This window comes from Pseudomonas sp. LBUM1648, assembly GCF_059716145.1.
In genome coordinates, this window is sequence record NZ_CP166808.1 from 1069896 (window position 1) to 1094666 (window position 24771).

Here is a 24771-nt window from a genome sequence, read left to right on the forward strand (position 1 = left end):
ACAAAGATTCACAGGATTCCCAGCTTATCGCCGTTCAGGGCGCCCCATAGAATTGCGCCGATCCACACCACTCCTCGCCATATCCCTTCTTTCAGGAATTCGCAGCTGTGCCGCGTCGCATCAACAGAGCGCTTTTGCCGCTCAGTGTTCTGGCTTTTTCCCTGGCTCTTGGCGGCTGCATTTCAACCGAAGGTATTGCTCCGCAGGGCAACGCGCTGGAGGCCAATGATTTGGCCACCGACGATGCCATCGCCCACGCTGCCCGTGACGCCAACTGGCCCACCGCGCAATGGTGGCAAGCCTACGGCGACCCGCAATTGAACCGCTGGATCGACCTCGCCGTACAAGGCAGCCCGAGCATGGCCATGGCCGCCGCGCGAGTGCGTCAGGCCAAAGCCCTGGCCGGTGTCGCTGAAGCGGCCGAGTCGTTGCAGATCAATGGCGAGTCGACCCTCAAGCGCCACAACTGGCCGACCGATCAGTTCTACGGCCCGGGCGAGTTGGCCAACACCACCACCTGGGACAACAACGCGGCGCTGGGTTTCAGCTACGCCCTCGACCTCTGGGGCCGCGAAAGTAATGCCAGCGAGCGGGCGGTGGATCTGGCGCACATGAGCGCCGCCGAAGCGCGGCTGGCGCAGTTGGAATTGCAGAACAACATCGTGCGCGCCTACATCGAGTTGTCGCTGCATTACGCCCAGCGCGACATCGTCGCCGCGACGCTCAAACAGCAACAGCAGATTCTTGAGCTGGCGCAAAAACGCCTGAACGGCGGGATCGGCACGCACTTTGAAGTCAGCCAGGCTGAAACGCCGTTGCCGGAAACTCATCGGCAACTCGATGCGCTGGACGAAGAGATCGCCCTCAGTCGCAATCAACTCGCCGCACTGGCAGGCAAAGGGCCGGGGGCGAGCGCACAGTTGCAGCGTCCGACGCTGTCGCTTGGCGCGGCGCTGAAGTTGCCGTCGGCACTGCCCGCTGAACTGCTCGGTCAGCGTCCGGACATCGTCGCCAGCCGCTGGCAAGTGGCGGCGCAGGCGCGCGGGATCGAGGTGGCGCATGCCGGTTTCTATCCCAACGTTGATCTGGTCGGCAGCCTCGGCTACATGGCCACCGGCGGCGGCGCGCTGGAGTTTTTGACCGGCAAGAAACTCACCTACAACGTCGGGCCGGCGATCTCGTTGCCGATCTTCGACGGCGGGCGCTTGCGTGCCGAACTGGGTGAAGCGTCGGCCGGTTATGACATTGCCGTGGCGCATTACAACCAGACGCTGGTCAATGCGCTGAAGAACATCTCCGACCAGTTGATCCGCCGCGAGTCGATGGACAAGCAGCAAGGCTTCGCCGCCGAGTCCGTGGCCACGGCGCAGAAGACCTACGACATCGCGATGATCGCCTATCAACGCGGCCTCACCGATTACCTCAACGTGCTCAATGCGCAGACGTTGTTGTTCAAGCAGCAGCAAGTGCAGCAGCAGGTGCAGGCGGCGCGGTTGACGGCGCATGCGCAGTTGGTGACGGCGTTGGGGGGTGGCCTTGGTGCCGGTAACGACGTGCCGACGGCCGAGCAAACCCAAGCCCCGAAAACCCCGGCTCTCCTGCGGTGAACCTGAACCCGAGGGCGGTGAACTCCTGTGGCGAGGGGATTTATCCCCGATGGGCTGCGCAGCAGCCCCAACACCTGCATACCGGTTCTGCCTGGCACACCGCATTCGCTTTTCTTGGGGCCGCTTTGCAGCCCATCGGGGATAAATCCCCTCGCCACAGGAATTGTGTGATTCACAGATTTTTTCTTCATTCATTGAGCAAGATTTAATGACTCCCTTGCCCGCACCACTGCGCTGGCTCTACTCCCTGGAATGGCGCCGGGGTTTCTTTGACTGGGCGCGCAGTGATGGCGTGACCTGGGTCTATATCTTCAAGGTGTTGCTCGCCGCGTTCCTCACCCTGTGGCTGGCGATGCGTCTGGAATTGCCGCAACCGCGCACGGCGATGATCACCGTGTTCATCGTCATGCAGCCGCAAAGCGGTCAGGTGTTCGCCAAGAGTTTCTATCGCTTCCTCGGCACCCTGGCGGGGTCAGCGATGATGGTCACGCTGATTGCGCTGTTCGCGCAAAACACTGAACTGTTCCTCGGCTCGCTGGCGATCTGGGTCGGTATCTGCTCGGCCGGTGCGGCGCGTTGCCGTAACTTCCGCGCCTATGGTTTTGTCCTGGCCGGCTACACCGCCGCGATGGTCGGTTTGCCCGCGCTGGCGCACCCGGACGGTGCGTTCATGGCCGCGGTGTGGCGGGTGCTGGAGATCTCGCTGGGGATTCTCTGCGCCACGGTGGTCAGCGCCGCGATCCTGCCGCAAACCGCCAGCGCGGCGATGCGCAACGCCTTGTACCAGCGCTTCGGGGTGTTCGCTTTGTTCGTCACCGATGGCTTGCGCGGACGCAGCAAAACCGAATCCTTTGAAGCGAGCAACGTGCGTTTCATCGCCGAGGCTGTGGGGCTGGAAGGGCTGCGCAGCGTGACCGTGTTCGAAGACCCGCACATGCGTCGGCGCAATGGTCGCCTGAGCCGTTTGAACAGCGAGTTCATGGGCATCACCACGCGCTTCAATGCCTTGCATCAGTTGCTCGAACGCCTGCGCGGCAATGATGAAGAACACGTTGTGGCGGCGATCAGACCGGGCTTGCAGGATCTGGCCGAAGTGCTCGACGGTTTCAGCGGCCGGGCACTGACCAGCCCCGATGCCGCGCGGCTGGCGATGGCGCTGGCGACCTACAAGGAAGGCTTGCCGGCGCGGGTGCGCAGCCTGCGCGCAACCTTTCAGGAGAGCGAGCCGAGTGACGCCGAGCAACTGGATTTCCACACCGCGTATGAGTTGCTCTATCGCTTTGTCGATGATCTGCACGGTTACGCGCAGACCCACGCCTCCCTGGCCGATCACCGCCACGAACGCGAGCGCTGGGACGAGCCGTTCACCCCGCAAACCAACTGGTGGGCGGCGGCCGCTTCGGGGATTCGTGCGTCGTTCATCCTGATCGTGCTGGGCAGTTATTGGGTCGCGACGGCGTGGCCGAGTGGCGCGACAATGACCCTGATCGCCGCCGCCACGGTGGGCCTTTCCGCTGCCACGCCGAACCCGAAACGCATGGCCTTTCAGATGGCTTGCGGCACTTTCCTTGGTGCGCTGATCGGTTTCGTCGAGATGTTTTTCATCTTCCCGTGGATCGACGGTTTTCCGCTGCTGTGCGTGATGCTCGCGCCGGTAATCGTACTGGGTTCGTTCCTCACGTCGCGGCCGCAATATGCCGGTGTCGGTCTCGGTTTGCTGATCTTCTTCAGCACCGGTTCGGTGCCTGACAACCTGACCATCTACAACCCCTACACCTTCATCAACGACTACATCGCCATGGTCATGGGCATGCTGGTGTGCGCGGCGGCGGGCGCGATAATTTTGCCGCCCAACAGCCGTTGGTTGTGGCGACGGCTGGAGCAGGATCTGCGTGGGCAAGTGGTCTATGCGATCAGCGGCAAACTCAAGGGGCTGGCGTCGAGTTTCGAGAGCCGTACCCGCGACTTGTTGCATCAGGCTTATGGTCTGGCGGCCGGTGAGCCGAAGGTGCAAAAGAGCCTTTTGCGCTGGATGTTCGTGGTGCTGGAAGTCGGCCACGCGATCATTGAATTGCGCAAGGAGCAGGCGATTCTGCCGGTGCACCCGGCCTATGCCGAATCGCAACCGTGGCGTCAGGCAATCCGTGTGATGGGCCGGGCGTTGGTGCGGCTGTTTCTGCAACCGAACTCAAGCAATCTGGAGCGCGCGCTGGTGGCGGTGGATCACGCGATCAGCCGTGTCGCCGCCACTGACGAACCGTTCGCGCCGCACTTCGATACCTCGGCCCTGCGCCGGGTGAAGAGCTATCTGCACTTCATTCGCACCTCGTTGCTCGACCCGCAATCACCGCTTGGCGCTTTCGCACACGCCAAGCCTGAAGGACTTGCCCATGCCTCGTGAAATCGCTTTCCACGGTGTGTACATGCCGACCATGACCCTGATGTTTTTCATCGCTGCGGCATTGGCCTGGGCGGTGGATCGGTTCTTGTCGGGCTTCGATCTGTACCGCTTCTTCTGGCATCCGGCGCTGCTGCGCCTGAGCCTGTTTACCTGCCTGTTCGGCGCGATGGCGCTGACTGTTTACCGTTGACTCTCTATCTCTGAAGAAGGCTCTGATGAAAAAGTTTTTCAGCCTGCTCGCGACCTTGCTGGTGCTGGCCCTTGCGCTGTGGATCGGCCGGACTTTGTGGGTGCATTACATGAACACGCCGTGGACCCGCGACGGTCGGGTGCGCGCGGACATCATCAACGTCGCCGCCGACGTCACCGGTGAAGTGATCGACGTGCCGGTGCGTGACAACCAATTGGTGAAGAAGGGCGATTTGCTGATGCAGATCGACCCCGAGCATTACCGCATCGCAGTGAAACAGGCGCAGTCGCTGGTCGCTTCACGCAAGTCGACGTGGGAGATGCGCAAGGTCAACGCCCATCGCCGCGCCGATCTGGACAACCTGGTGATCTCCAAGGAAAACCGCGACGACGCCAGTAACATCGCCGACGCCGCGCTGGCCGACTATCAGCATGCGCAGGCGCAACTGGAAGCCGCCGAACTCAACCTCAAACGCACCGAAGTGCGCGCGGCGGTGGACGGCTACGTGACCAACCTCAACGTGCATCGCGGCGACTACGCGCGCATCGGCGAAGCGAAAATGGCCGTGGTCGACATGAATTCGTTTTGGGTCTACGGCTTCTTCGAAGAAACCAAACTGCCGCACGTTCGCGTTGGGGATAAGGCCGACATGCAGTTGATGAGCGGCGAAGTCCTGAAGGGCCACGTGGAAAGCATTTCACGCGGCATCTACGACCGCGACAACCCGGAAAGCCGCGAACTGATCGCCGACGTCAACCCGACCTTCAACTGGGTGCGTCTGGCACAGCGAGTGCCAGTGCGTATTCACATTGATGAAGTACCGGAGGGCGTGCTGCTGGCGGCGGGGATTACTTGTACGGTGGTGGTGAAGCAGGACGCTGTGGATAACTGACAGACCGAGGTGCTGCCATTCGCGAGCAGGCTCGCTCCCACATTGGATTCGCGTTGCACTGTGGGAGCGAGCCTGCTCGCGAAGAACGATAACGCGGTGTCAGAGTTGGCCGCGCAAGCCGAAGCGCTTCATCAACGCCGACTCCAGCAACCCCTTCGGCAACAAAGCCGCCAACAATGGCAGCGCCCGGCTGCCGTTGCCGATGCGGATTAACCGTGGCGGCTTGTTCTGCTGCACAGCCCCCAGTAACGCTGCGGCAAATTCACTGGCCGCTGTCGGTTTGTCCTGCGAGGCCTTGGCCCGCGCGCGGATCCCTTCTCGCAATGGAAACCACGGCGATTGTTCATTGATCAACTGCTCAGCCTCATGCCCGGCATTCTTGGCGAAGCTCGATTGAATCGCGCCGGGCTGGACTTCCATCACGCGAATGCCGAACGGCGCCAGTTCCATGCGCAATGCATCGCTCAAGGCATGCACTGCTGCTTTCGAGGCGCAATAGGCACCGGCGAACGGTGTGACCAAAACACCGGACACGCTGCCGATATTCACCACCAACCCCTTGCCACGGCGCAGCACCGGGAACAGTGCGCGGGTGACGCCGACAATCGAGAACACATTGGTTTCGAACTGGCGCTGCATGGCCAGCACGCCGCCGTCGAGCAGCGGGCCCATGGCGCCATAACCGGCGTTGTTGATCAGCACGTCGAGGCCGCCGTGTTGCTGGTTGATACGTTCGCCGAGTTGTTCCAGCGCCGCGTTGTCATTGACGTCGAGTTGCACGGCGGTGAACCCGGCTGTCGCCAGCAATGCGACATCTTCAGCCTTGCGCGCACTGGCCCAGACTTCATAACCGGCGGTTTTGAATGCATCGGCGAGGGCGCGGCCGATGCCGCTGGAACATCCGGTAATCAACGCAACGGGCATGGCGCATTCCTTGTGCAAAAGAGTGGGGAAGGGGATCAGTCGGAGAAGCTGCCCTGCAATCGCTCGGCGCGAAACTCCAGGGTTTGCGGGCGATAACCGGGACGCAGCGGTGGCATCGGCAAGCAGTCTTCCCAATTGCCGCCAGCCTGCAATTCGCCGGGGCCGCGGTAGCGCGGGGCGCTGTATTGATTGTCGGCCAGATTGACGGTGTCGCCCGGTGCATAGGCTGCAATGCGCCAGCGCAGTTCGGTCAGCGGCACGCTGTTGCCGTTGTTCATCTTCAATTGCAGCGGACGATCCGCCGGACACTGCTCGGGCGCATAGCTGATACGCAGTTCAAGGCGCGCCAGTTGTTTGATCTCGCGGTTGTCCAGCCACACCACCCACATGGCAACCAGGCCGAGGCCGATGGCGGCTGCCACCGAGACGGGCAAGGCCTTGGCCGGATAGCGCAACAACAGGATCAGCCAAGTGAAGACCAGCAAAACGCCGATGAACATGTGTGAACGCTCCTTGAACTCGTGACCCACATCCTACCGAAGGGTTGCCGGAATGGACATTCGCGTATCAGGCCATTGTGCCATTGGTCGGAACTGTAATTTCTGACAGTAGGCATCAATGCCCAGTCACTGCTGAGATACCCCCACGCAACGGAGCAAAAATATGGGCATGCACAGCAAAACACCGACGCTTTCAGTGAGCGACCCGCGTGGGCTGCCGATCCGTACAGTCGACTACTGGCGCGCCGAGTATCCTGGCGCCGCTCAGACTCTCGTGCACCGCACCTTTCATGACGCGGCGGGGCGTGCTGTCGACCAGTGGGATCCACGTTTGTGGGCGCTGCAAATGAGCGATCCTCTGACGCCGGCCAGTCTGGCCATGGTTTATCTGTTGAACGGCCAGGTGCTGCGCACGGACAGCGTCGATGCCGGTACGCAGGTTGCGTTGCACGGTCTCGGCGCGCAAGTGCTGCTCGAGTGCGACAGTCGTGGAACCCGTCGCGAAATCCGGCACGATTCGTTGCTGCGCCCAGTGGCCGTGTTCGAAGAAGGCGAATCGCAGCCGCAACGGTGCGTCGAGCGCTTTGTTTATGGTCCGCCTGGTGCTGGTGAACCGAGCCGCAACCAGCTCGGCCAGTTGATCCGCCACGATGACCCGGCAGGCAGTGTGTTATTCGAACACTTTGCGATCAGCGGCCAATGCACAGAGAACACCCGGCACTTCATGCAGAACCTCGTGACCCCTGATTGGCCTGAGCCGATTGATGAACGCATGAAGTTGCTAGAACCCGGCGAGGGCGCGACGAGCCAATGGCATTTCGGGCCGCTGGGTCAGGTACTCCGACAGGTGGATGCGCGAAATAATCATCAGGGGATCGAGTTGACGCTCGATGGACGTTTGCGGGCCAGTTACCTGCAGTTGAAGCATCAGTCCGAACCTCAAACACTGGTCAGCGATATCCGTTACAACGCTGACGGGAAAGTCACGCAGGAACGGGCCGGAAACCGCGTATTGACGACATTGCGCTATCGAGCTGAAGACGGCCGTTTGCAAGTGCGTCAGGCCGAGAACAGCGACGGCGAAATCTTGCAGCATCTGATCTACGACTATGACCTGACGGGCAATGTGCTGAGCATCGAGGACAAGGCACTGCCGATCCGCTATTTCGCCAATCAGCGCATCGATCCGATCAGTCTCTTTATCTACGACAGTCGTTACCAGTTGCGCGAGGCAACTGGCTGGGAGGCGGGTGCTGCGAGCCAGGGACCCGCGACGCCCGGACGAGCCGATCCGGGCGCCGTGAGCAATTACCGCCAGAGTTATCGTTACGACGAGTCCGGCAATTTGCTGGAGCTGACGCATGTTGGCGCGCGTAATGGTCGCAAGCTGCGCGCCGCGCGATTCAGCAATCGCTGTTTGCCTTACCGCGCCGATGTACCGCCCACGGAAGAGGAAATCGCTGCGGCGTTTGATCTGCGTGGCAATCTGCGAGCGCTCGAGGCCGTGCGATCACTGACGTGGAATTTGCGCAATCAGTTGCAATCGGTCACGCCGGTCGAACGTGCCGGCGGACGCAATGACCTTGAACACTATTGTTACGACGGCGCCGGTCAGCGTGTGCGCAAGACGCGTTTATTGCAGACAAATGCCCGTGGTGTCGTTGCCCAGGTGCGCTATTTGCCTGGACTGGAGTTGCGCAGTGACACAGGCAACGTAGAACAACTGCAAGTGATCACCGTCGAGGGGGCGCTCAACAGCGTGCGGGTCTTGCACTGGCAAAGCGCACCGCCAACCGGTTCCAACGACCACTATCGGTACACCTTCACTGATCATTTGGGCTCGACCAGCCTGGAATTGGGTGAGGATGCCCGCGTCATCAGCCAGGAAACCTTCCACCCGTTCGGCGAGACGGCGTGGAGCAAGGACACCGAAGTCAGCTACAAAACCCTCCACTATTCGGGCAAGGAGCGTGATGCGACCGGGTGTTATTACTACGGTTATCGCTATTACATGCCTTGGTTGCAGCGATGGCTCAACCCTGACCCGAAAGGCTTTATTGACGGGCCGAATCTTTACCAGATGGTCGGTAACTCTCCCATGAGGCATGTTGACAGCGATGGCGGCGGGAAGAGCGATACTTCTACGTCAGCGCTGGCTGACAGCGCGCAAAAGCAGAAGGCACTGCTGGACTCGGTCACCTCGGCAGCGGCGGATGTCAGAAATTCGTTGCTCAACCACACCCAGGCACGACACCGGTTTCAGGCGTTGGCCAGGCGAGTCGGTACGCAACTGATCAGCCGCGCGGTCAGCACGGGGGCGCAAGCCTTGGGCGGCGCGGCCGGCACTGCATTGGGCGGGGCATTGGGGCCGGGAGCGGCCGTGCTTGGAGGGAAACTGGGTACGAAGCTCGCCGGCAAGGCAGCGGATGCAGCAATCGACAAGGTCGTGGACACCTATCAGTTGAACCGCCCTATCAATTTCAAGGGTAGCGAACTGAATCCCAAGGCTTTCGTTGAAAGCGTCGAGCCGAAAAAATCGCTCGGTCTTGCCACAGTGAAACTGGAACTGGCAGCACATGATCCGCGCACTTCCGACGGTCGATCACGACTGGTGAAAATGGCGCGCGCCAAGGTTGAGGACAAAGTGATCTCGGTAGTCGCCGACACGTTGGGATCGCAGACCCCGGGACTGATCCGGACAGGAAGGGAGTTCATCCATGCATCGCAAGGCTTGAATGCAGGGACGTTGAGTGACACCTACGAACATATTTCGGCAAACATCGACATGGTGTCGTTCAGGACGCAAGCGATATTGACCGAGCTGGCGACGGTCGGCGGCTCAGACACTGAACTGCTGGAAGCGGTCTCCGAATTGTCAATGCAGACCTTCAGTACCGTTCAAACGCTCAATCGAACCCAGGATTTCATTGGGCTGATCTCGCCCACGCCCTACGCCGGCAGACAGCAATCGCTGGGGGGGAGCACCCGGCCCAAACTGACCCGACAACATTCGCAGGGCTAAAAAAGCCCCCGCCCAACCCGCTGCGGATAGGGGACGCAGTGGGCTGGGCGAGGGCTTCTGTCTTGCGGATCGTTTACTGCGCGATGGTCTTCACCGACACGCCGCGTTCGATCGGGGTGGAGCGGCCGTAGATATCTTCGAAGCGTTCGATATCGTCTTCACCCAGATACGAACCCGATTGCACTTCGATGATTTCCAGCGGGATCTTGCCCGGGTTGCGCAGGCGATGCACCGAGGCGATCGGGATGTAGGTCGACTGGTTTTCGCAGAGCAGGAACACGTTGTCGTCGCAGGTCACTTCGGCGGTGCCGCTGACCACGATCCAGTGTTCGGCGCGGTGGTGGTGCATCTGCAACGACAGGCATGCGCCCGGTTTGACCGAGATGTGCTTGACCTGGAAGCGTCCGCCCATGTCCACCGAGTCGTACGAGCCCCACGGACGGTAGACCTCACAGTGGTTCTGGGTTTCGCTGCGGCCCTGTTCGTTGAGGGTGTTGACCATCTGCTTGACGCCCTGAACCTTGTCCTTGTGGGCGATCATCATGGCGTCCTTGGTTTCGACCACCACAATATTTTCCAGACCGATCACCGACACCAGTTTGCCGTTGCCGTGGATCATGCAGTTCTTGCTGTCCTGGATCACCACGTCGCCTTTGGTGACGTTGCCGTTGGCGTCTTTCTCGTTGACTTCCCACAACGACGACCAGCAACCGACATCGCTCCAGCCGGCAGTCAGCGGCACGACGCAGGCGCGCTGGGTTTTTTCCATCACGGAATAGTCGATGGAGTTGTCCGGGCAGCAGGCGAAGGTGGCTTCGTCCAGTGTGACGGTGTCGGCGTCCTGTTCGCTGCGCTCAAGGGTCAGCAGGCAGGTGTCGTAGATGTCCGGATCGTGCTTTTTTAGTTCTTCGAGGAAGCGGCTGGCGCGGAACAGGAACATGCCGCTGTTCCAGTAGTAGCCGCCGGACTCGACGTATTCGGTGGCGCGTTTCACATCCGGTTTTTCGACGAAGTGCGACACGCGGCTGACGCCTTCGGGCAGCAGCGAATCAGCGGTGGACTTGATGTAGCCGTAACCGGTTTCCGGTTTGGTCGCCGGCACGCCGAACAGCACCATTTCGCCGTTTTCGGCGGCGACGGTGGCCAGGGCCAGGGCGCGTTGCAGGGCTTTCTGGTCTTCGAGAACATGGTCGGCCGGCAGCACCAACATCAGTTCGTCACGACCTTCATTGACCAGCATCATCGCGGTCAGGGCCACGGCCGGCGAAGTGTTGCGGCCGAACGGTTCCAGCAGGATGCGCTGGCATTCGAGCTTGCGGTTGGCCAACTGCTCGTTGACGATAAAACGGTGATCCTTGTTGCAGACCACGATCGGCGTGTCCATGCCTTCGAACACCAGGCGTTCCAGGGTTTGCTGGAACAGGGTGTGTTCGCCGGTCAGGGCCAGGAACTGTTTAGGGAATTGCTTGCGCGAAAGCGGCCAAAGACGTGAACCGCTACCACCTGACAAGATCACCGGAATCATATTGTTTACTCCATAAAATCGATTTGGTTAGAGGCACGAACGTTGTGTCGTTTCACTCTTGTTTTTGTCTCGTACCGAGAGGCCACCGCATTCCCCCTGTAGGAGCTGCCGAAGGCTGCGATCTGTTGATCTTGATCTTTAAAAGCAAAGTCAAAAGATCGCAGCGTGCCGCAGCTCCTACAGGGATCAGCGTCTCATCGGAAAATTGATTAGCGCGTCGACACCGGGCGTTTCACCCAGACTGGCGACAGGCTGCTGCCCGAACCGGTGACGTACAGCACTGCTGCTTCACCGCGCTCCAGGGCAACCGGCTTCACGTCGCCGACTTTCTTGTCGCCTTCGTACAGCGCCAGGCTGACTTTCACCGGGTTGATTTCACGTTCGCCACGGCCCTTGGCCGCCACGTTCGGCACCACGTCGGTCTTGCCGTCGGCGGTCTTCAGGGTCAGCGGCTTGTCGCTGAGGTTCTGCACACGCACCAGGGATTTCTGCTTGTTCTTGAACGGCGGCTCTTCGATCAGTTGCGGCGCGCCGGAAGCGTTGTTGACCAGGGTGTAATAGTGATCACCGGCGAGTTTTACCGGCAGGGTCTGGCTGCCGACCTTGGCGCTGTAGTCGCCGCCCGGCATGAAGCTGAAGTCGCTGCTGGCCAGAGGCGCAACGTCGCTCAGGTTGGTGCTGCCGACGGTGGCGCTGACTTCAGCGTTGCTGGCGTTATAGATGCGCACGAAGCTCGAGCCTTTCGGTGCGGTCGGGCCGTAGAGGGCGGCGTCGCCACCGGCGAAGGCAGGTACGGAAAGCACGCTGAGGCCAGCAACCAGTGCGAAGCTTTTCACGAGACTTTGATGCGTAGTAGTGAAAGTCATGGTGTACCTCTCTTTCAGTTTTGCGCCCGGTCGGGCGTCTCGGATTTAGTGTTTGCAGCTACGTTTTGTTGGCGTGCGCCGGCTTGTTTGAGCTCTGCGACCCACTGCGGGTCGGCGTCACCGATTTCGTTGTTCACAGGCAGATATCGTTCAGGAAACTCCCAGATCAGCACCTGTGGCGGGCTGTTCTTGAAGTCATCGCTTTTCAGGTAGCTGAGCATCGGCAGGATCGGGCCGTGGCCGTCTTCGGCGTAATTGACCACGTCGCTGTGCAGCGCTTGTTTCAGCGCACCGACGAAGTTCCAGTTGGGGTTGGCGCTGTAGCTGGTACCGATCAGTGCGACCGGTACTTCGCTGTTGGCGAACAGCGCGTCGTCACCGGCAGGCTGTTCGCCAGCGGCCACGGTGTTGCGCTTTTGCAGCGGTTCTTGCGCCGGCATCAGGTTTTCGAACAGCGGGTCCAGCGGCAGGAACAGGCGCAGGTCGCCCTTGTGCGTGACCTTCTCGGCAGGCGTGGTGACAAAGCGCTGCGGCTCGCCGCTGAGCGGGAACTTGTCAGTGATGGTTTTCGCCAGGGTGTTGGCCGCAACCTCGGCGCCCTCAGGCGTCCAGTGCGTGTCGGTGCGCAGGAACACTTGCTGACCGTTCTGCTTGGCCTGTTGCAATGGCTTGAGCAGGTCAGGGGCGAGGATCTTGTCCGCCGCAACGCGCTTGTGGAAATCCTCATAGAGGTTGGCGTGGATGCTCGCCGGTTTCACTTCACCCAGGTGTTCCGGGTACAGGCGAACCTTGGCCGGCACAATCGCCATCACCAGTTTCACGCCTTTCTCCTTCAGGGTCTGGCGCACGCCTTCGACCAGCGCGTAGTTACCTTGCAGGTTCAGCTCTTCGTTGACGATCGGGTTGAATTCCTCATCGCTGTATAACCACTGATCGCGACCGAGCACGACGCCCGGACGACCTTCGTTGAACAGTTTGAAATCCAGCGCAGCCCAAAGGTTTGTGCCCAGGCGCTTGATTGGAAACTCTTCGTCATAGTGGGTTTCCACGGCTTTGGTCCATCGGCCGTTGAGCACCGTGGCGTCGGCGTTGGTGCTGAAGCCGAAGAAGCTGCGTACCGACCACAGACCCAAGACCAGCAGGGTCACCAGGAACAGGGCGATGTAGAAGATGCGTAATGAGCGGGTCATGTCAGATCCCTCAGAACTGGAAGTAAAGGAACGGCGAGAAGCTTTGCGCCGAGAGTTTGAGAATCGAGGCGATGAACAGCAGCAGAATCGCGGCGCGCATTGCGTAGCGCGACCAGTCAGCCGTCCAGTAGGCCGGTTGCACCTGGGCGTCGACGCCGACGGTGTAGCCAGGCTCGTGGATGCTCGCCGGGTTTTCGCCGGGGGCTGCCTTGATCATTCCTGGGGTCGCAGCGGCCGGGCCGTCGGCTTCGACATCGACCGCAGGCTTGGTTTTGACCGGTGGCTGATGGGTGTACAGATCACGCAAGCCGAAGAACGCCAGCGTCACGTAAGCCACCACCAGCGTCGCCACTTGCAGACCGGTGAGGCTGGCCTGATTGAGTTCCGACAGCGACCAGTCACTGAAGCTGAACATCGCGCCGTACATGCGCCCGGCAACGTGCAGGTTCTCGGCACGGAAGATCACCCAGCCCATGACCACCAGCAGGAAGGTCAGCGCCCAGCGGATCGGGTTGAGGCTGCGCGGCGAGGTGTTCAGACCCAGCGCTTTTTCAATTGCCAGCCACATGCCGTGCCACGCACCCCAGACGATGTAAGTGATGTTCGCGCCGTGCCACAGACCACCGAGGAGCATGGTCAGGAACAGGTTGCGATAGGTCATCAGCGTGCCTTTACGGTTACCGCCGAGGGTGATGTACAGGTAGTCACGCAGCCAGGTCGACAGGCTGATGTGCCAGCGGCGCCAGAACTCGGTGATCGACTGGCTGATGTACGGCTGTTTGAAGTTTTCCATGAAGCGGAAACCCATCATCAAGCCCAGGCCGATGGCCATGTCGCTGTAACCGGAGAAGTCGAAATACAGTTGCGCGGTGTAGGCCAGTGCGCCGAGCCAGGCATCACCCGTGGTCGGGTTTTGCAGGGCGAAGCAATGGTCGGCCACAACGGCGAGGGTGTCGGCGATGAAGACTTTCTTGATGAAACCCTGCATGAACCGTGTGCAGCCCTCGGAGAATTTGTCGAGGGTGTGCGTGCGGTTGTTGAACTGGTCGGCGAGGTCGCGGAAACGCAGAACCGGGCCGGCAATCAGGTGCGGGAAGATCGCCACGAAGGCCGCGAAGTCGATCAGGTTGCGCGTCGCCGGGGTGTCACCGCGATACACGTCGATGATGTAGCTGATCGACTCGAAAATGTAGAACGAGATACCGATCGGCAATAGCACGTGGGTCAGGATGAACGGCGACAGACCGACCGAGGTCATCATCGCGTTGATGCTGTCGACACCGAAGTTGGCGTACTTGAAGTAGCCGAGGATGCACAGATCCACCGCCACGCCGAGCAACAGCCAGCGTTGCGCCGGTTTGGTCCGCACGCCGGCAGCACCGACTTTCAGGCCGATCCAGTAGTTCCACAACGTGACGGCAGCGAACAGCGCCAGGAAGTCCACCCGCCACCACGCATAGAACACGTAGCTGGCGAGTAGCAGCAGCAGATTGCGATAACGAATCCCGCTCAGGTAGTACATGCCGAGAAAGATCGGCAAGAACAGAAACAGGAACACGTTGGATGAAAATACCATCCCGATCTCTCCATGTTTGAACCAACAGTCAAGGGCCAAGGCCCCCCCAAACCCCCCGTGGTAGTGGAGGGGTGACACAGTGCTTGCTTGAGGTCGGAGCTGGCCGTCAGACCGCGCCCCTCACCCCCCGCCCTCTCCCGGAGGGAGAGGGAGCCAGATCTCCATGGTCTTCAGAAAAGGAGATCGGCTCGATATTTCAGGTCGGCGAATTTCTGAAAAGCACCTCGTTCAGTCCCCTCTCCCTCCGGGAGAGGGTTAGGGTGAGGGGCTTTTGCTCTTCGCCTTTCAAGAACCCTTGTTGCCCTTTTCATGGGACGGGTCGTAGACCTTGGTCAGGTCGCCGCCGAGGCGGAAGGTCTTGAACGGTTGCATTCCGCGCTTCTTCTCGATCACATCGGCCGGGCAGGTGTAGAGCGTGCAGAACGGTTCGAGCCAGGCGAATTTCATGTCCTCTTTCAAGTCGGTCATGTCCTGCTTCTTGCCGTTCTTCTCTTCGAATTCGTCCGGGTCTTTCACGCCGGCCAATACGCGATCACCCAGACGCTTCAGCGCGCCGTTGTTTTCCTGACGCAAATCCACACCGTTGACCTGAGCGAAACTGGCGATCATTGCCAGCGGCGGCAGGGCGTAGTTGTGATAGGCGAGGGCGCGTTGCTGGCGCTTGAGTTCGTTCGGCAGGAAACCGTCAGCATCGACTTGATTCACGCCGACCTTGTATTCCTTCACCGCCCAATCAAACAGGTCACGGCGGTTGGTCGCGATGGACGTCGCCATCACCGACCAGGCTGCCCAGTACGAGTGGTTGTTGGTTTTTTCCAGCGGCAGGTTGTCCCAGTCGCTGACCACCTGATCGGCCATTTTGCTGAACCACGCTTCGATCTCCTGCGCCTCCTGCTGGTGTTGAGCCAGCGGATGCGAGTCGGAGAACTTCAGGCGTATGTACGAAGAGGCCATGCTGCCCAGCGCCCATTTGCGCATCGACTTGCCGGTGTGGTTGAAGTCCTTGGACATCAACGCATCGGCCTTGGCCCACGCGGTCAGCCAGTTCAGCGTGCAATCGAGCTGCTCCGGGCGACCGTCACGCATGAACTGCATGACGCGTTTGGCGGTGCCGCGTTCCAGCGTGGTGATGTCTTTGGTGGTGTCGCGGAAGGCTTTTTCCGACTGCACGTTCAATGTCGAACGGGCCTTGTCCGAGCCTTCGTATTTGCTGCGAAATTGCAACGCCCCGGTGTACGGCGTCGGCATTGCATCGCAGCCTTCGCTTTTGTCGCCGGTCTTGAATTTATCCACAGGCGCGAAGTAGCCCTGAGGTGGACGCAGTGGTGCGGCGGCCTGCGCGGTGCCGGCGAAGATCGCCAGCCCGAGCAGCGTCGGCGCTAAAAGAGTTTTCAGTTTCGAGTTTCGCATAGCAGACCTCATTGCCCGACCTGAGCGGTTTGTTGCCCAGCGCTCGGGAATACGTTGCGTTTGCAGATTTTCGCTTCGACTTTCTGTGGCGCGACGCCGGCTTCTGGCCCTTGGACTTCGACCGCCAGCAGGTTTTGCGAGGCCCAGTCTTCGTCCGTGCGCAGCTCAAAGGCGAAACGACCGTCGGTGTCGGAGGTTTCCGGTTTCTCGATCTTGATGTCCTCGTGGCGACCGTTCATGTACCAGAGGGTGGCTTGCAGGGTTTTCACCGAGGTGTCGGCGAAGCGGATGTCGACCTGATGGCTGCTGTTCTGCAGGTTCAGGTTCTTGCTGTTGACCATCAGTTCTTGTTTGCTGCCCGGCTTCAGCGTGGCGCTGCCGGTCATCTGTGCATCTTTGCCTTCGCAGCCGTTGTCGAGCAGGGCCATCATCTGGCGATAGATGGTTTCCTGATCAAGGCGATACAGCGGCGAGAATTCCCAGATGAGAATCTTCGGTGGAGTCTTCTGGAATTCGTCGCTGCCCAGGTACTGCAACATCGAACCTTCCAGACCACCGCCGGGGAAGGCGACGTTGAGAATGTCGGCGCCGATAGCCTCTTCGAGGAAGCCGGCGAAGTTGTAGTTCTTGCCGCTGTGCGATGTACCCACGAGGGTGATTTGCGGGTTGCCGGAATCACCGAACAGATCGCCGTCACCGGCTTCGCCCTTAGGCTCGGTGGTGAACTGGTCCATGTACTGGATCGCATAACTGGTGCCGCACAGTTGCCCGGCCATGTTGTGCAGGGTGCCGGTCTTGCCCATGCGCCCGGACTTTTTGGTCTCGAACTCACGCTTGGGAATGTCGGCGAAGGCCGGGATCTGCTTGACCTTCTCGGCGACGATTTTCGCTGTGCGCTGGGCGCCGTATGGCGTCCAGTGTTGATCGCCGCGGAAGTAGAAGTCGTGGGCGGGCAGGGTGTCTGGCAGCGATTCGTTGGTCAGTGGCGACAGGTCCGGCACCACGTAACCCATCTTGGCGAAACGGCCGAGCATGGTCTTGTAGTTACCCAACGCCTTCTCGTAATCGAACGCGGCTTTTTCCTGCGGGTTGAGCTTGTTGCGGTTCACCAGGCCACGGGTCGGCTGATAGACGATCACCAGCTCGACGCCTTTGCTCTTGAACGCATCGTGCAGTTGCTGCATGCGCTTGTAGCCGGCCGGGGTGGTGTTGAATTCGGTGCGCAGGTCTTCCTGGGTACGGAACAGCCAGTCGCCCTGGGCCTGCACCAGCGTGGTGAAGTTCTGCTGATAACGCGTGGTGTAATTCTTCGCGTCGTGTGCTTCAGGGCACAGGTTGCAGCACGGATCGGCGGTGAACTTCGGCGGGGTAGCGCCGGCAGCCTCATCGGCACGGGCGCCATTGCTGGCCGCCAGAATGCCCACGGTCAGGGCCGACAGGCTGAGTAATTTGATCAAGTGTGGGTGCATAAAATTATCCTCAGTCCTGCATTTCTGTCTGGCGTTCGACAGGGTCGATCAGCACGGCTTTCTGCTGGCGCACCAGCAAGTCGAGAATTTCATCCTGGCGCTCGCCGAGGATGCCGTTGAAGCTGATGCCGCTGGATTTGGTCGGCGCCAGCATCGATACGCGGTACAGCTCGACGCTCAAAGGCGAGTCGATCGACAGCGGGCCGCTGCCGTTGGCCGCCAGTTCACCGCCGACCACGATCAGCGACACTTGCGCGTCGAACGGGTCGAGCTTGATGTCGCGGTCGGTGTCGGTCAGGTCTTTGATGTGGCCGTAGACGCCGGTCAGACCGTTGGCCATGGCGATGTTTTCGTAGAGGCGAATGTTCACGCTGTTACGAATGCGGATGCCGTGGCGCTTGTTGCTGATGACCTTGTTGCCCCACAGCAGATTGTCGGCAGACTCGTAGAGGGTGATGCCGTCGGTGTGGTTCTTGTAGATCTCGTTGTAAGCAATGATGTTGTTGACGCTGTTACGGTCGATCACCAGGCCCGAGAGTTTGTTGTCGTAGCTTTTGTTGTTGAAGATGAAGCTGTCGTTGACCTCACGGGAAATGATGATCCCGTGCTTCTTCTTCGTGCCGTAAACAGTGTTCTCGGCAATGATCAGGCCGTGGGAGCGGTCGTGCGGGTCGATGCCGTAGACGATGTTGTCTTTGTAGGTGTTGCCCTTGACCACAAAGTCGCGGGTCTCGTAGCAGTAGAAGCCGTACCACATGTCCGAGAACTCGGAGCCGACGATCCAGCCGGTCGGCTCGGAACGCTTGAGCACCTTGGCCATGTTCGGCGTGTACTGGGAAATACTCACCCCGTACGACTTACTGTTGGCGTAACCGAAACTGGCCATCTTGCTGTTGACGATGTAGGTCTCGGTGCCGCCCCAGGCGAGCAGGAACGGACGGAATTCTTTCGGCGAACGGAACGTCGCCGGGCCGTTTTCCTTCTCGCGCCAGCCAGTGACTTTGGTGTCACGCACAAACAACTGACCGTCGTTGACCAGGAACGAACCGGCCTCTTGGGACAGACGCAATTCCTGGGTCTGGCCGTCGATTTCGAGGATGCCTTTACGGCCAACCACGATCGGCAACTTCGACAGGTACACGCCCGGCGAGGTCTCGCTGAAATACTGCTTGGGCAGTTTCTGCGCCAGCTCCTTGAGGTTGATGTAACCGTCGTCGACGAAGATCGCCTGCGGGATGCCATGCTGACGCACCACCCATTCGGCCATCTTGTTGTCGCCGCCGATGAAGTCCTTCAGGGCGTCTTCCTGCATCATCCGGCGCACGCTGACCTTGCCCGCTTTGCTGCGCACGATTTTCGCGGCGGCGGCTTCGGCGGTGTAGCCGGAGATGTCCGGCAGTTTTGGCGCGGCCAGGTTCAGCGCCTCGGTGGGTGCGCTGCTGACGGTGTAGGTCTTGGCTTGCTGCAACTCTTTGGCGGTGGTCACAGGCTTGGCCGGTTCCACCGTGGCGAAGGCACCAGCCGAGGCCAGCAGCATTGCGCCGGCCAACAGGCTGAGCGAGCCTTTCCTTGCATGGTTCATGTCGGGCACTCCCTTCGCGGTTTGCATCAGAAGCGCCAGATCACGTCGATGAACGCGCGGTGCATGTACGAATCAACCTGGCTGCCATAGGCGTCGCCCGGCTTGAACACGCCGCCACGGAATCGCACCAGTGCCGAAGGCTCGTCGATCGACTGGCTCAACGCCGCCGGCAACAGGCCTTGCTTGAAGTACTTGGTGACGACCAGGTCCATCTCCTGACCCAGATCCTTGTTGCCGTCCTGAAGTGGCAGCGAAGTGCTGGAGAGGATGGCGCCGGTCACGTTGTCGGTGTTGTTCTCCACGGCGTTGATGCCATTGCTGCCCACCGGTTTGCTGCCGTCGACGCGCCAGAACTTGTGGTAGATCAGGCTGGCGTCGTACTCGTCGTTGAGCATCCACGAACCGAACAGGGTGGCGGTCTGCATGTTGTTCATTTCGCCACGGAAGGCTTCGCCGAAACGGTGTACGCGCGAACGGGTACCGGTGTAGTTCGAGCGATTGCTTTCCAGACCGGTCTGTTCGTAATCGGCGCTGGCGCGGGCATAGGCGGCACCGACTTGCCATTGCGGGTCGAGGCGCAGACGCACACCGATGTCGGTGGCCCAGCCGTCGACGTCATCGCTGCGCTTGGCTTGCGCCGGGCGCGAACCATCGGCGTTCAGCGCGTTGACCGTGTCGCGGTCGCCGCTCATGCCGGTGATGCTGCCCCAGTAGTTGACGGTGTTGGTGTTGCGCCAGTTGTAGGCATCGCTGTCGGCGGTCAGACCGAGCCAGCTGATGTCGCCGTTCTCTTTCTTGTCCAGCGAATCAGCGGCAACACCCGGCTCCGGATAATCCAGTTTGCCGTCATCGTGGGTATGGTGACCGCGAATGCCGACCCAGTTACCCGGTGTCCACTGGTAAGCGGCATCGGCGTAGGCGTGCAGGCGATCCTTGTCTTTCGGTGCCAGCTCTTTGAGGTCGGTGCGGTATTCGCTGAAGCGTTCGGCAACACCGACGTTGGCGCGCAACAGGGTGGTGTCGAAAGTCCAGTTCAGCGCTTCGATGTTGGTGTCGCGCCATTGGCCGTCGTCATTGCGCAGGCGTTGGCGACCGAACTTGAGCATCTCGCCCGGGTAAGGGGTGAGGCCGCTGTAGCCGACCCAGAACTCACGCATCGCCAGGTAGTTTTTCTTGGTCTTGCGATCACCGTTGTCGGTGGTCTGGGTGCCGTCGCTGTCGGACTGCTGCAGGGTGTCGGTCTCGATGATGTCGGTCGAGGTCACGGCCTGGCCCATGGCGTAGGCGCTCCACGCGCCGCTTTCGCCGTAGACCCACGGACGCAGATCGAGGCCGACACCGTTGACGTCGCCGCCACTGGCGGTGCCGAGGTCGCGGTCGTCTTCGGACTGGCCGGTGATTTTCACTTCGAGGCCGAAGTTTTTGCTTTCAGTCATCGCAGCCAGTGTCGGGCAAGACCAGATCAGCGCGAAAGTGAGGCCAATGCCGGCCTTCACGAATGGATTGAGCTTCATAGTTTTTCCTCGCCGTCTTCTTCTTGCAGGGCGTGCAGTTGCAGCGTGTTCTGATTCAGGGCGCCACGGCTGGCCTGTTCCTGTCGCAGCAGGCGCTGGGCTTCGGCCAGACGCTCGGGCGGCAACTGGGCAGCGATAGTCGTCGCCAGTTCATCGGCTTGCGGGGTGTTTTGCGCCTTGGCCAACTGGCTGAATACATAGGCGTTGAGCGGGTCGGGCTTGGTGCCCTTGCCTTGGGAAAACAGCTGGGCGATGGCGAAGTCGGCGCTGTTCTGGCCGTTGCGCGCAGCGGTCAGCAAATGGTCGAGAGCCTTCTGCGGATAGACCTTGCCCAGGTAACCACGGCGGTAGATCTGGCCGAGGTAGTAATCGGCAGCGACTTCACGGCCCACGGCTTTCTGGAAATGTTCTTCGGCGACTTTGGCGTCAGCCGGAACCATTTTGCCTTCGTAGTAAAGCTTGCCCAGCAACAGCTCGGCGCGCGGCTGGTCGGCGGCGCGGCCGTTGTCCAGGTACTTCATCATCTGGTCGACGTCGCCCAGTTCCGGGTAGTCGTAAAGCAGTTGCGCGAGGGTCACCCACGACGCCGGGTAGCCTGGAGCAATCGGCTCAAGCAAAGACTGCGCGGTTTTTTCGTCGGTCTTGCCCAGGGTCGAATCGGCCAGTACGCGGGCAACCGAATCGACGCGTTGAGCGGTGACGGTGCCATGGCTGTAACGGGCCTGCATCTGCTTGATCAGCTCAGCCTGTTGCTCAGGCTGGGCACGTTTCTGATAGACCGTGGCCAGTTCGACATAGCAAATGTCGGTGGTGTTGAGCGCGGCTTTGCAGATCTTTTCCACGTCATCCAGATGCTGGTCGTAGGTGCCTTGAGTGCGATACAGCAGCACTTGCGCGAGACCTGCTTCGGGGTAGCCGGATTTGCGCCACTGGTCGATCTGCTGCTGGGCGTTGATGTTCGGGAAGCTGTGCGGGTATTGCAGGTACAGCATCGCCAGCGGGATCAACGTATTGCCTTCGCCATTGGCGGCGGCTTTTTTCAGCAGGGTCTCGGCTTCGTGGTGCTCGGCTTCGGTGGAACCGGGTTTGGCCACCAGCAAGCGACCGAGACGAGCCTGAGCACGAGGCGAAACGCTGGCCGCTGCGCGATACGTCGCTTCGGCCTGTTTCATTTGCGCAGGATCGCGGCTGTCGACCTGAATATCGGCGAGGCCCACTTGCGCTTCGCTGTAACCCAGATCGGCCAGTTGCTGGTAGTTCTGCGCGGCGGTGGCGGTGTCGCCACGCTTGAGCGCTTCGTTGGCCAGACGCTGATCGGGCAGGCCGGCGCAACCGGCCAGGGCAATTGCCATGGCCAGGGTCAGCGGAACCGGCAGGATTCTGATTGGGCTAGTCACAGGCATGTCCTCGACTTAAAGACCGGCAGCCATGGCTTTGTCGATCAGCCAGTTCAGGTTCGGGCCACGGTCGCTGTTCACTTCCACCGGACGGCCGGCGAGGCTGCTGTCGAGCGACTCGTCAGGCTTGATCTGTACGCGGATATCGGAGGACAGGTCGGCGCTTTTCAGGCTGGTGCTGCTGACGATCTTGCCGGTGCGGATCTTGTCTTCGCCGGCGATCTGGAAGCTCACCGGGGTGCCCGGACGCACGTCGCCGAACTGGCGATAGGAGAAGCGTGCTTCCACATTCGCCTCGGTGTTGCGCGGTACCAATTGGAAGATCACATCGCCCTTGCTCGCGTATTGACCGTCGGCCACCAGTTGCTGGGCCACGGTGCAATCGCACGGCGAGGTTAGGGTGCCGGTCATTTGCTTGCCGAACAGTTCTTCAACCTTGGCCGGGGACAGTTGGTCTTCTTCCAGATGCCCTTTGAGCACGTCGAGCATGCTGGTGCTGAAGGTCGCCAGCGGTGCGCCTTTGGCGGCGACGCCGTCGGACTTGACCAGACTCTGCACGGTGCCGTCGCGCGGCATGGTGATGTTCATGCCCGGTACGCTGACAAGGCCCGCCTGTGCATGGCTGACGAAGTACATGCCGTACACCGATTTGAAAATGAAACCCGCCGCAACCAGGCCGACCGCAAAAATACCGGCACTGAACGTCACTGCTTTCAGACGCCCGAACGGGGTCATGCCGCTGCCGCCATCCTTGACCTTGCGCGCCTTGGTGAAGTTGTCGCGCTGCAGGGTCGCCAGTACTTCACCCATGCTGACGATGTCGCCGGCCAGGTGCGAAGTGATCAAGTGGCGCAGGGTGGAAATGTCCTGCGGCTCAAGGTTCTGGAACTGGCAACCGGCACGGCCGGTCTGGCGGTCGAAGGAGCGCACCTGCAGTTCAACGTCCATGGCCAGGCCGAGGTTGTCGATGACGAATTGCAGGCGGGCCTTGTACACCTCGCCAATGGTCAGCGGCATTTGCCCGGCGTTGAACGCCAGACCACCGGCGGACAGGTCGAGGACCCGTGCTTCCATTGGCGTCCGGTCGGGGCCGAAGAAACGCAGCTTGGCCGGGATTTTCACTCGGGCGTGTTGGCGCTGGGCTTCGGATTCATGCACTACGTTGGCGTTGACGGCGGTATTCATAGGGGCGATTTCCTTGTTAATTCAATAGGGGCGGGTCAGACCATCATCAGCAGCACGGCGACGAAAATGCTGCCGGCGGAGAAGGTCATGGTCCGAGACGACCAGGTGTTGAACCAACGTTGAAAGCTGGCGAGATCACGGGTCAGGGAAGTGGGTTGGCGAGTCCAGGATTGTTGGTCGAGGCGGAAGAACACGTAGATCTTCACCAGCGCACCGACGATCTGGTTGTAATAAAGAATCGCCGGGTAGGCCGGGCCGATCCGGTGACCGGAGCAGGACAACAGCAGGGTCAGAATCAGGCGGGTGATGCCGATCCACAGCAGGTAAACCAGGATGAACGCGGTGCCGTACTTGAAGCTGGCGATGATCGCCACGGTCAGACCGAGCAGCGACGTCCACATCGACACGCGCTGATCGAACAGCACCACCGAGGTGAAGGCGCCGAGGCGTTTCACACCCAGGCCCAAGGCGCGGGAGTTCTGTCGCAGGTTGTTGCCGTACCAGCGGAACATCAGTTTGCGACTGGCCTTGATGAAGCTCTTTTCCGGCGGGTGTTCAACGGTGTTGATCGCCGCGTCAGGCACGTAAAAGGTGTCGTAACCGAGACGCATCAGGCTGAACCAGCTCGACTTGTCGTCGCCGGTCAGAAACTTGAATCGGCCCAGACGCCAGTGCTGCAGCGAGTCGCTTTCAACGTCGGCGATGAACTCCGGGTTGGTGACCACGGTGGCACGGAACACCGACATGCGCCCGGTCATGGTCAGCACGCGCTTGGACAGGGCCATCGAGCACATGTTGATGTGACGCTGGGCGAAACGCAGCTTGTGCCATTCGCTCATGATGTAGCCGCCGCGTACTTCGCAGAACTCGTTGGTGGTCAGGCCGCCGACATTGCCGAACAACTGGAACCACGGCACGGTCTTGCGCACGGTGCCTTCGCCGAGCACGGTATCGCCATCGATCACGGCCACTACGGCGCGGTCGTCTGGCAGGTGACGGGAGATCGCGCGGAAACCGTAGGCCAGGCCATCACGCTTGCCGGTGCCGGGAATGCGCACGAAGTCGAGTTTGACTCGCTCAGGCGGATTCATCCGTGCCCACAGCGCCTTGACCAGCAGCTCATCGGACATTTCCACGATCGAGCAGACCACGGTGGTCGGCAGTTCGCAGTCGATGGCTTCGCGGATCACCGAGCTGTAGACCTGCGCAGTGGTCAGCGCGTCGATACGGAAACTGGTGACCATCAGAAACACATGCGACGGATCTGCCGCTTTACCCAGCTTGCGCACTTTACGGCGCAGGTGCGGGTAAACGATGTAGAGGAAAATCATGCCGCGCACAAAGTGCGTTGCACCCATCGAATAGCGCCAGATACCCACTGCGCCAATCAGGAAAATGAAGTCCTTCGACTCGGAGTCGAATGTGGACGTGGGCAGCATCAAGGCCAGGCCCATCAGCAGACTGAGATAAAAAAGCCAGCCGGCGGATTGCAGAAAAAAATGTTTGAGCTTGGTCATCAAC

General features: G+C 60.5%; 18 protein-coding genes. 5 read left to right on the plus strand and 13 right to left on the minus strand.

All coding sequences use genetic code 11. The features are described from left to right. Positions 1–107: 107 nt before the first annotated feature. The 4 genes from ACA043_RS04690 (at position 108) to ACA043_RS04705 (ending at position 5090) form a co-directional block, all read left to right on the plus strand. Positions 108–1607: an efflux transporter outer membrane subunit gene (locus ACA043_RS04690; RefSeq protein WP_497658700.1), complete on the plus strand. Its 1500-nt coding sequence runs from the start codon at positions 108–110 to the stop codon at positions 1605–1607. Positions 1608–1815: 208 nt separating this feature from the next. Further along, positions 1816–4008 (plus strand): FUSC family protein, encoded by a 2193-nt coding sequence (locus ACA043_RS04695; RefSeq protein ID WP_401267842.1) that lies wholly within the window; start codon positions 1816–1818, stop codon positions 4006–4008. After that, positions 3998–4198 carry a DUF1656 domain-containing protein gene (locus tag ACA043_RS04700; RefSeq protein WP_007914106.1) on the plus strand — a complete coding sequence of 67 codons (201 nt, stop codon included), beginning with the start codon at positions 3998–4000 and terminating at the stop codon, positions 4196–4198. Before ACA043_RS04695 ends, ACA043_RS04700 begins: the two co-directional genes overlap by 11 nt. A gap of 25 nt (positions 4199–4223) precedes the next feature. Further along, positions 4224–5090 (plus strand): efflux RND transporter periplasmic adaptor subunit, encoded by an 867-nt coding sequence (locus ACA043_RS04705; RefSeq protein ID WP_489879193.1) that lies wholly within the window; start codon positions 4224–4226, stop codon positions 5088–5090. A 99-nt stretch (positions 5091–5189) separates the two neighbouring features. Here the strand turns inward: ACA043_RS04705 and ACA043_RS04710 are convergent, their stop codons facing one another. Together ACA043_RS04710 and ACA043_RS04715 are read right to left on the minus strand one after the other, a co-directional pair. Further along, entirely contained in the window at positions 5190–6014 is an 825-nt protein-coding gene (locus ACA043_RS04710; protein WP_497658701.1) for an SDR family oxidoreductase, read from the minus strand. 35 nt (positions 6015–6049) lie between these two features. Beyond that, positions 6050–6514 carry a multidrug transporter gene (locus ACA043_RS04715; RefSeq protein WP_187676855.1) on the minus strand — a complete coding sequence of 155 codons (465 nt, stop codon included), beginning with the start codon at positions 6512–6514 and terminating at the stop codon, positions 6050–6052. Between the two features lie 163 nt (positions 6515–6677). Here ACA043_RS04715 and ACA043_RS04720 point away from each other — a divergent pair, with 163 nt between their 5' ends. Continuing rightward, the gene (locus tag ACA043_RS04720; RefSeq protein WP_497658702.1) at positions 6678–9536 is read left to right on the plus strand and encodes an RHS repeat domain-containing protein; all 2859 of its coding nucleotides are present in this window, start codon (positions 6678–6680) and stop codon (positions 9534–9536) included. Between the two features lie 73 nt (positions 9537–9609). Here ACA043_RS04720 and ACA043_RS04725 read toward each other — a convergent pair whose 3' ends face one another. The 11 genes from ACA043_RS04725 to alg8 form a co-directional block, all read right to left on the minus strand. Further along, positions 9610–11061, minus strand: a complete 1452-nt coding sequence (locus ACA043_RS04725) for a mannose-1-phosphate guanylyltransferase/mannose-6-phosphate isomerase (protein ID WP_497658703.1) — start codon at positions 11059–11061, stop codon at positions 9610–9612. A gap of 209 nt (positions 11062–11270) precedes the next feature. Further along, positions 11271–11927 carry an alginate O-acetyltransferase AlgF gene (locus ACA043_RS04730; RefSeq protein WP_401267830.1) on the minus strand — a complete coding sequence of 219 codons (657 nt, stop codon included), beginning with the start codon at positions 11925–11927 and terminating at the stop codon, positions 11271–11273. A gap of 14 nt (positions 11928–11941) precedes the next feature. Next, positions 11942–13117, minus strand: coding sequence for an alginate O-acetyltransferase (locus ACA043_RS04735; RefSeq protein WP_497658704.1), 1176 nt, complete (start codon positions 13115–13117; stop codon positions 11942–11944). Positions 13118–13127: 10 nt separating this feature from the next. Next, positions 13128–14693, minus strand: a complete 1566-nt coding sequence (locus ACA043_RS04740; RefSeq protein WP_497658705.1) for an MBOAT family O-acyltransferase — start codon at positions 14691–14693, stop codon at positions 13128–13130. 285 nt (positions 14694–14978) lie between these two features. Beyond that, positions 14979–16103 (minus strand): mannuronate-specific alginate lyase, encoded by a 1125-nt coding sequence (locus ACA043_RS04745; RefSeq protein ID WP_497658706.1) that lies wholly within the window; start codon positions 16101–16103, stop codon positions 14979–14981. A gap of 8 nt (positions 16104–16111) precedes the next feature. Then, complete coding sequence (locus tag ACA043_RS04750) at positions 16112–17572, minus strand: alginate O-acetyltransferase (protein ID WP_497658707.1); 1461 nt, start codon at positions 17570–17572, stop codon at positions 16112–16114. Between the two features lie 10 nt (positions 17573–17582). Next, a complete protein-coding gene (gene algG, locus ACA043_RS04755) occupies positions 17583–19154 on the minus strand; it encodes a mannuronan 5-epimerase AlgG (protein WP_489879186.1) in 1572 nt (523 codons plus the stop codon). A 26-nt stretch (positions 19155–19180) separates the two neighbouring features. Further along, a complete protein-coding gene (locus tag ACA043_RS04760) occupies positions 19181–20668 on the minus strand; it encodes an alginate export family protein (RefSeq protein WP_497658708.1) in 1488 nt (495 codons plus the stop codon). Then, positions 20665–22071, minus strand: a complete 1407-nt coding sequence (gene algK, locus ACA043_RS04765; RefSeq protein WP_489879185.1) for an alginate biosynthesis TPR repeat lipoprotein AlgK — start codon at positions 22069–22071, stop codon at positions 20665–20667. Before algK ends, ACA043_RS04760 begins: the two co-directional genes overlap by 4 nt. 9 nt (positions 22072–22080) lie before the next feature. Further along, positions 22081–23250: an alginate biosynthesis protein Alg44 gene (locus ACA043_RS04770; protein WP_305441517.1), complete on the minus strand. Its 1170-nt coding sequence runs from the start codon at positions 23248–23250 to the stop codon at positions 22081–22083. 35 nt (positions 23251–23285) lie between these two features. Beyond that, positions 23286–24767, minus strand: a complete 1482-nt coding sequence (gene alg8, locus ACA043_RS04775; RefSeq protein WP_221729949.1) for a mannuronan synthase — start codon at positions 24765–24767, stop codon at positions 23286–23288. Positions 24768–24771 lie beyond the last annotated feature (4 nt).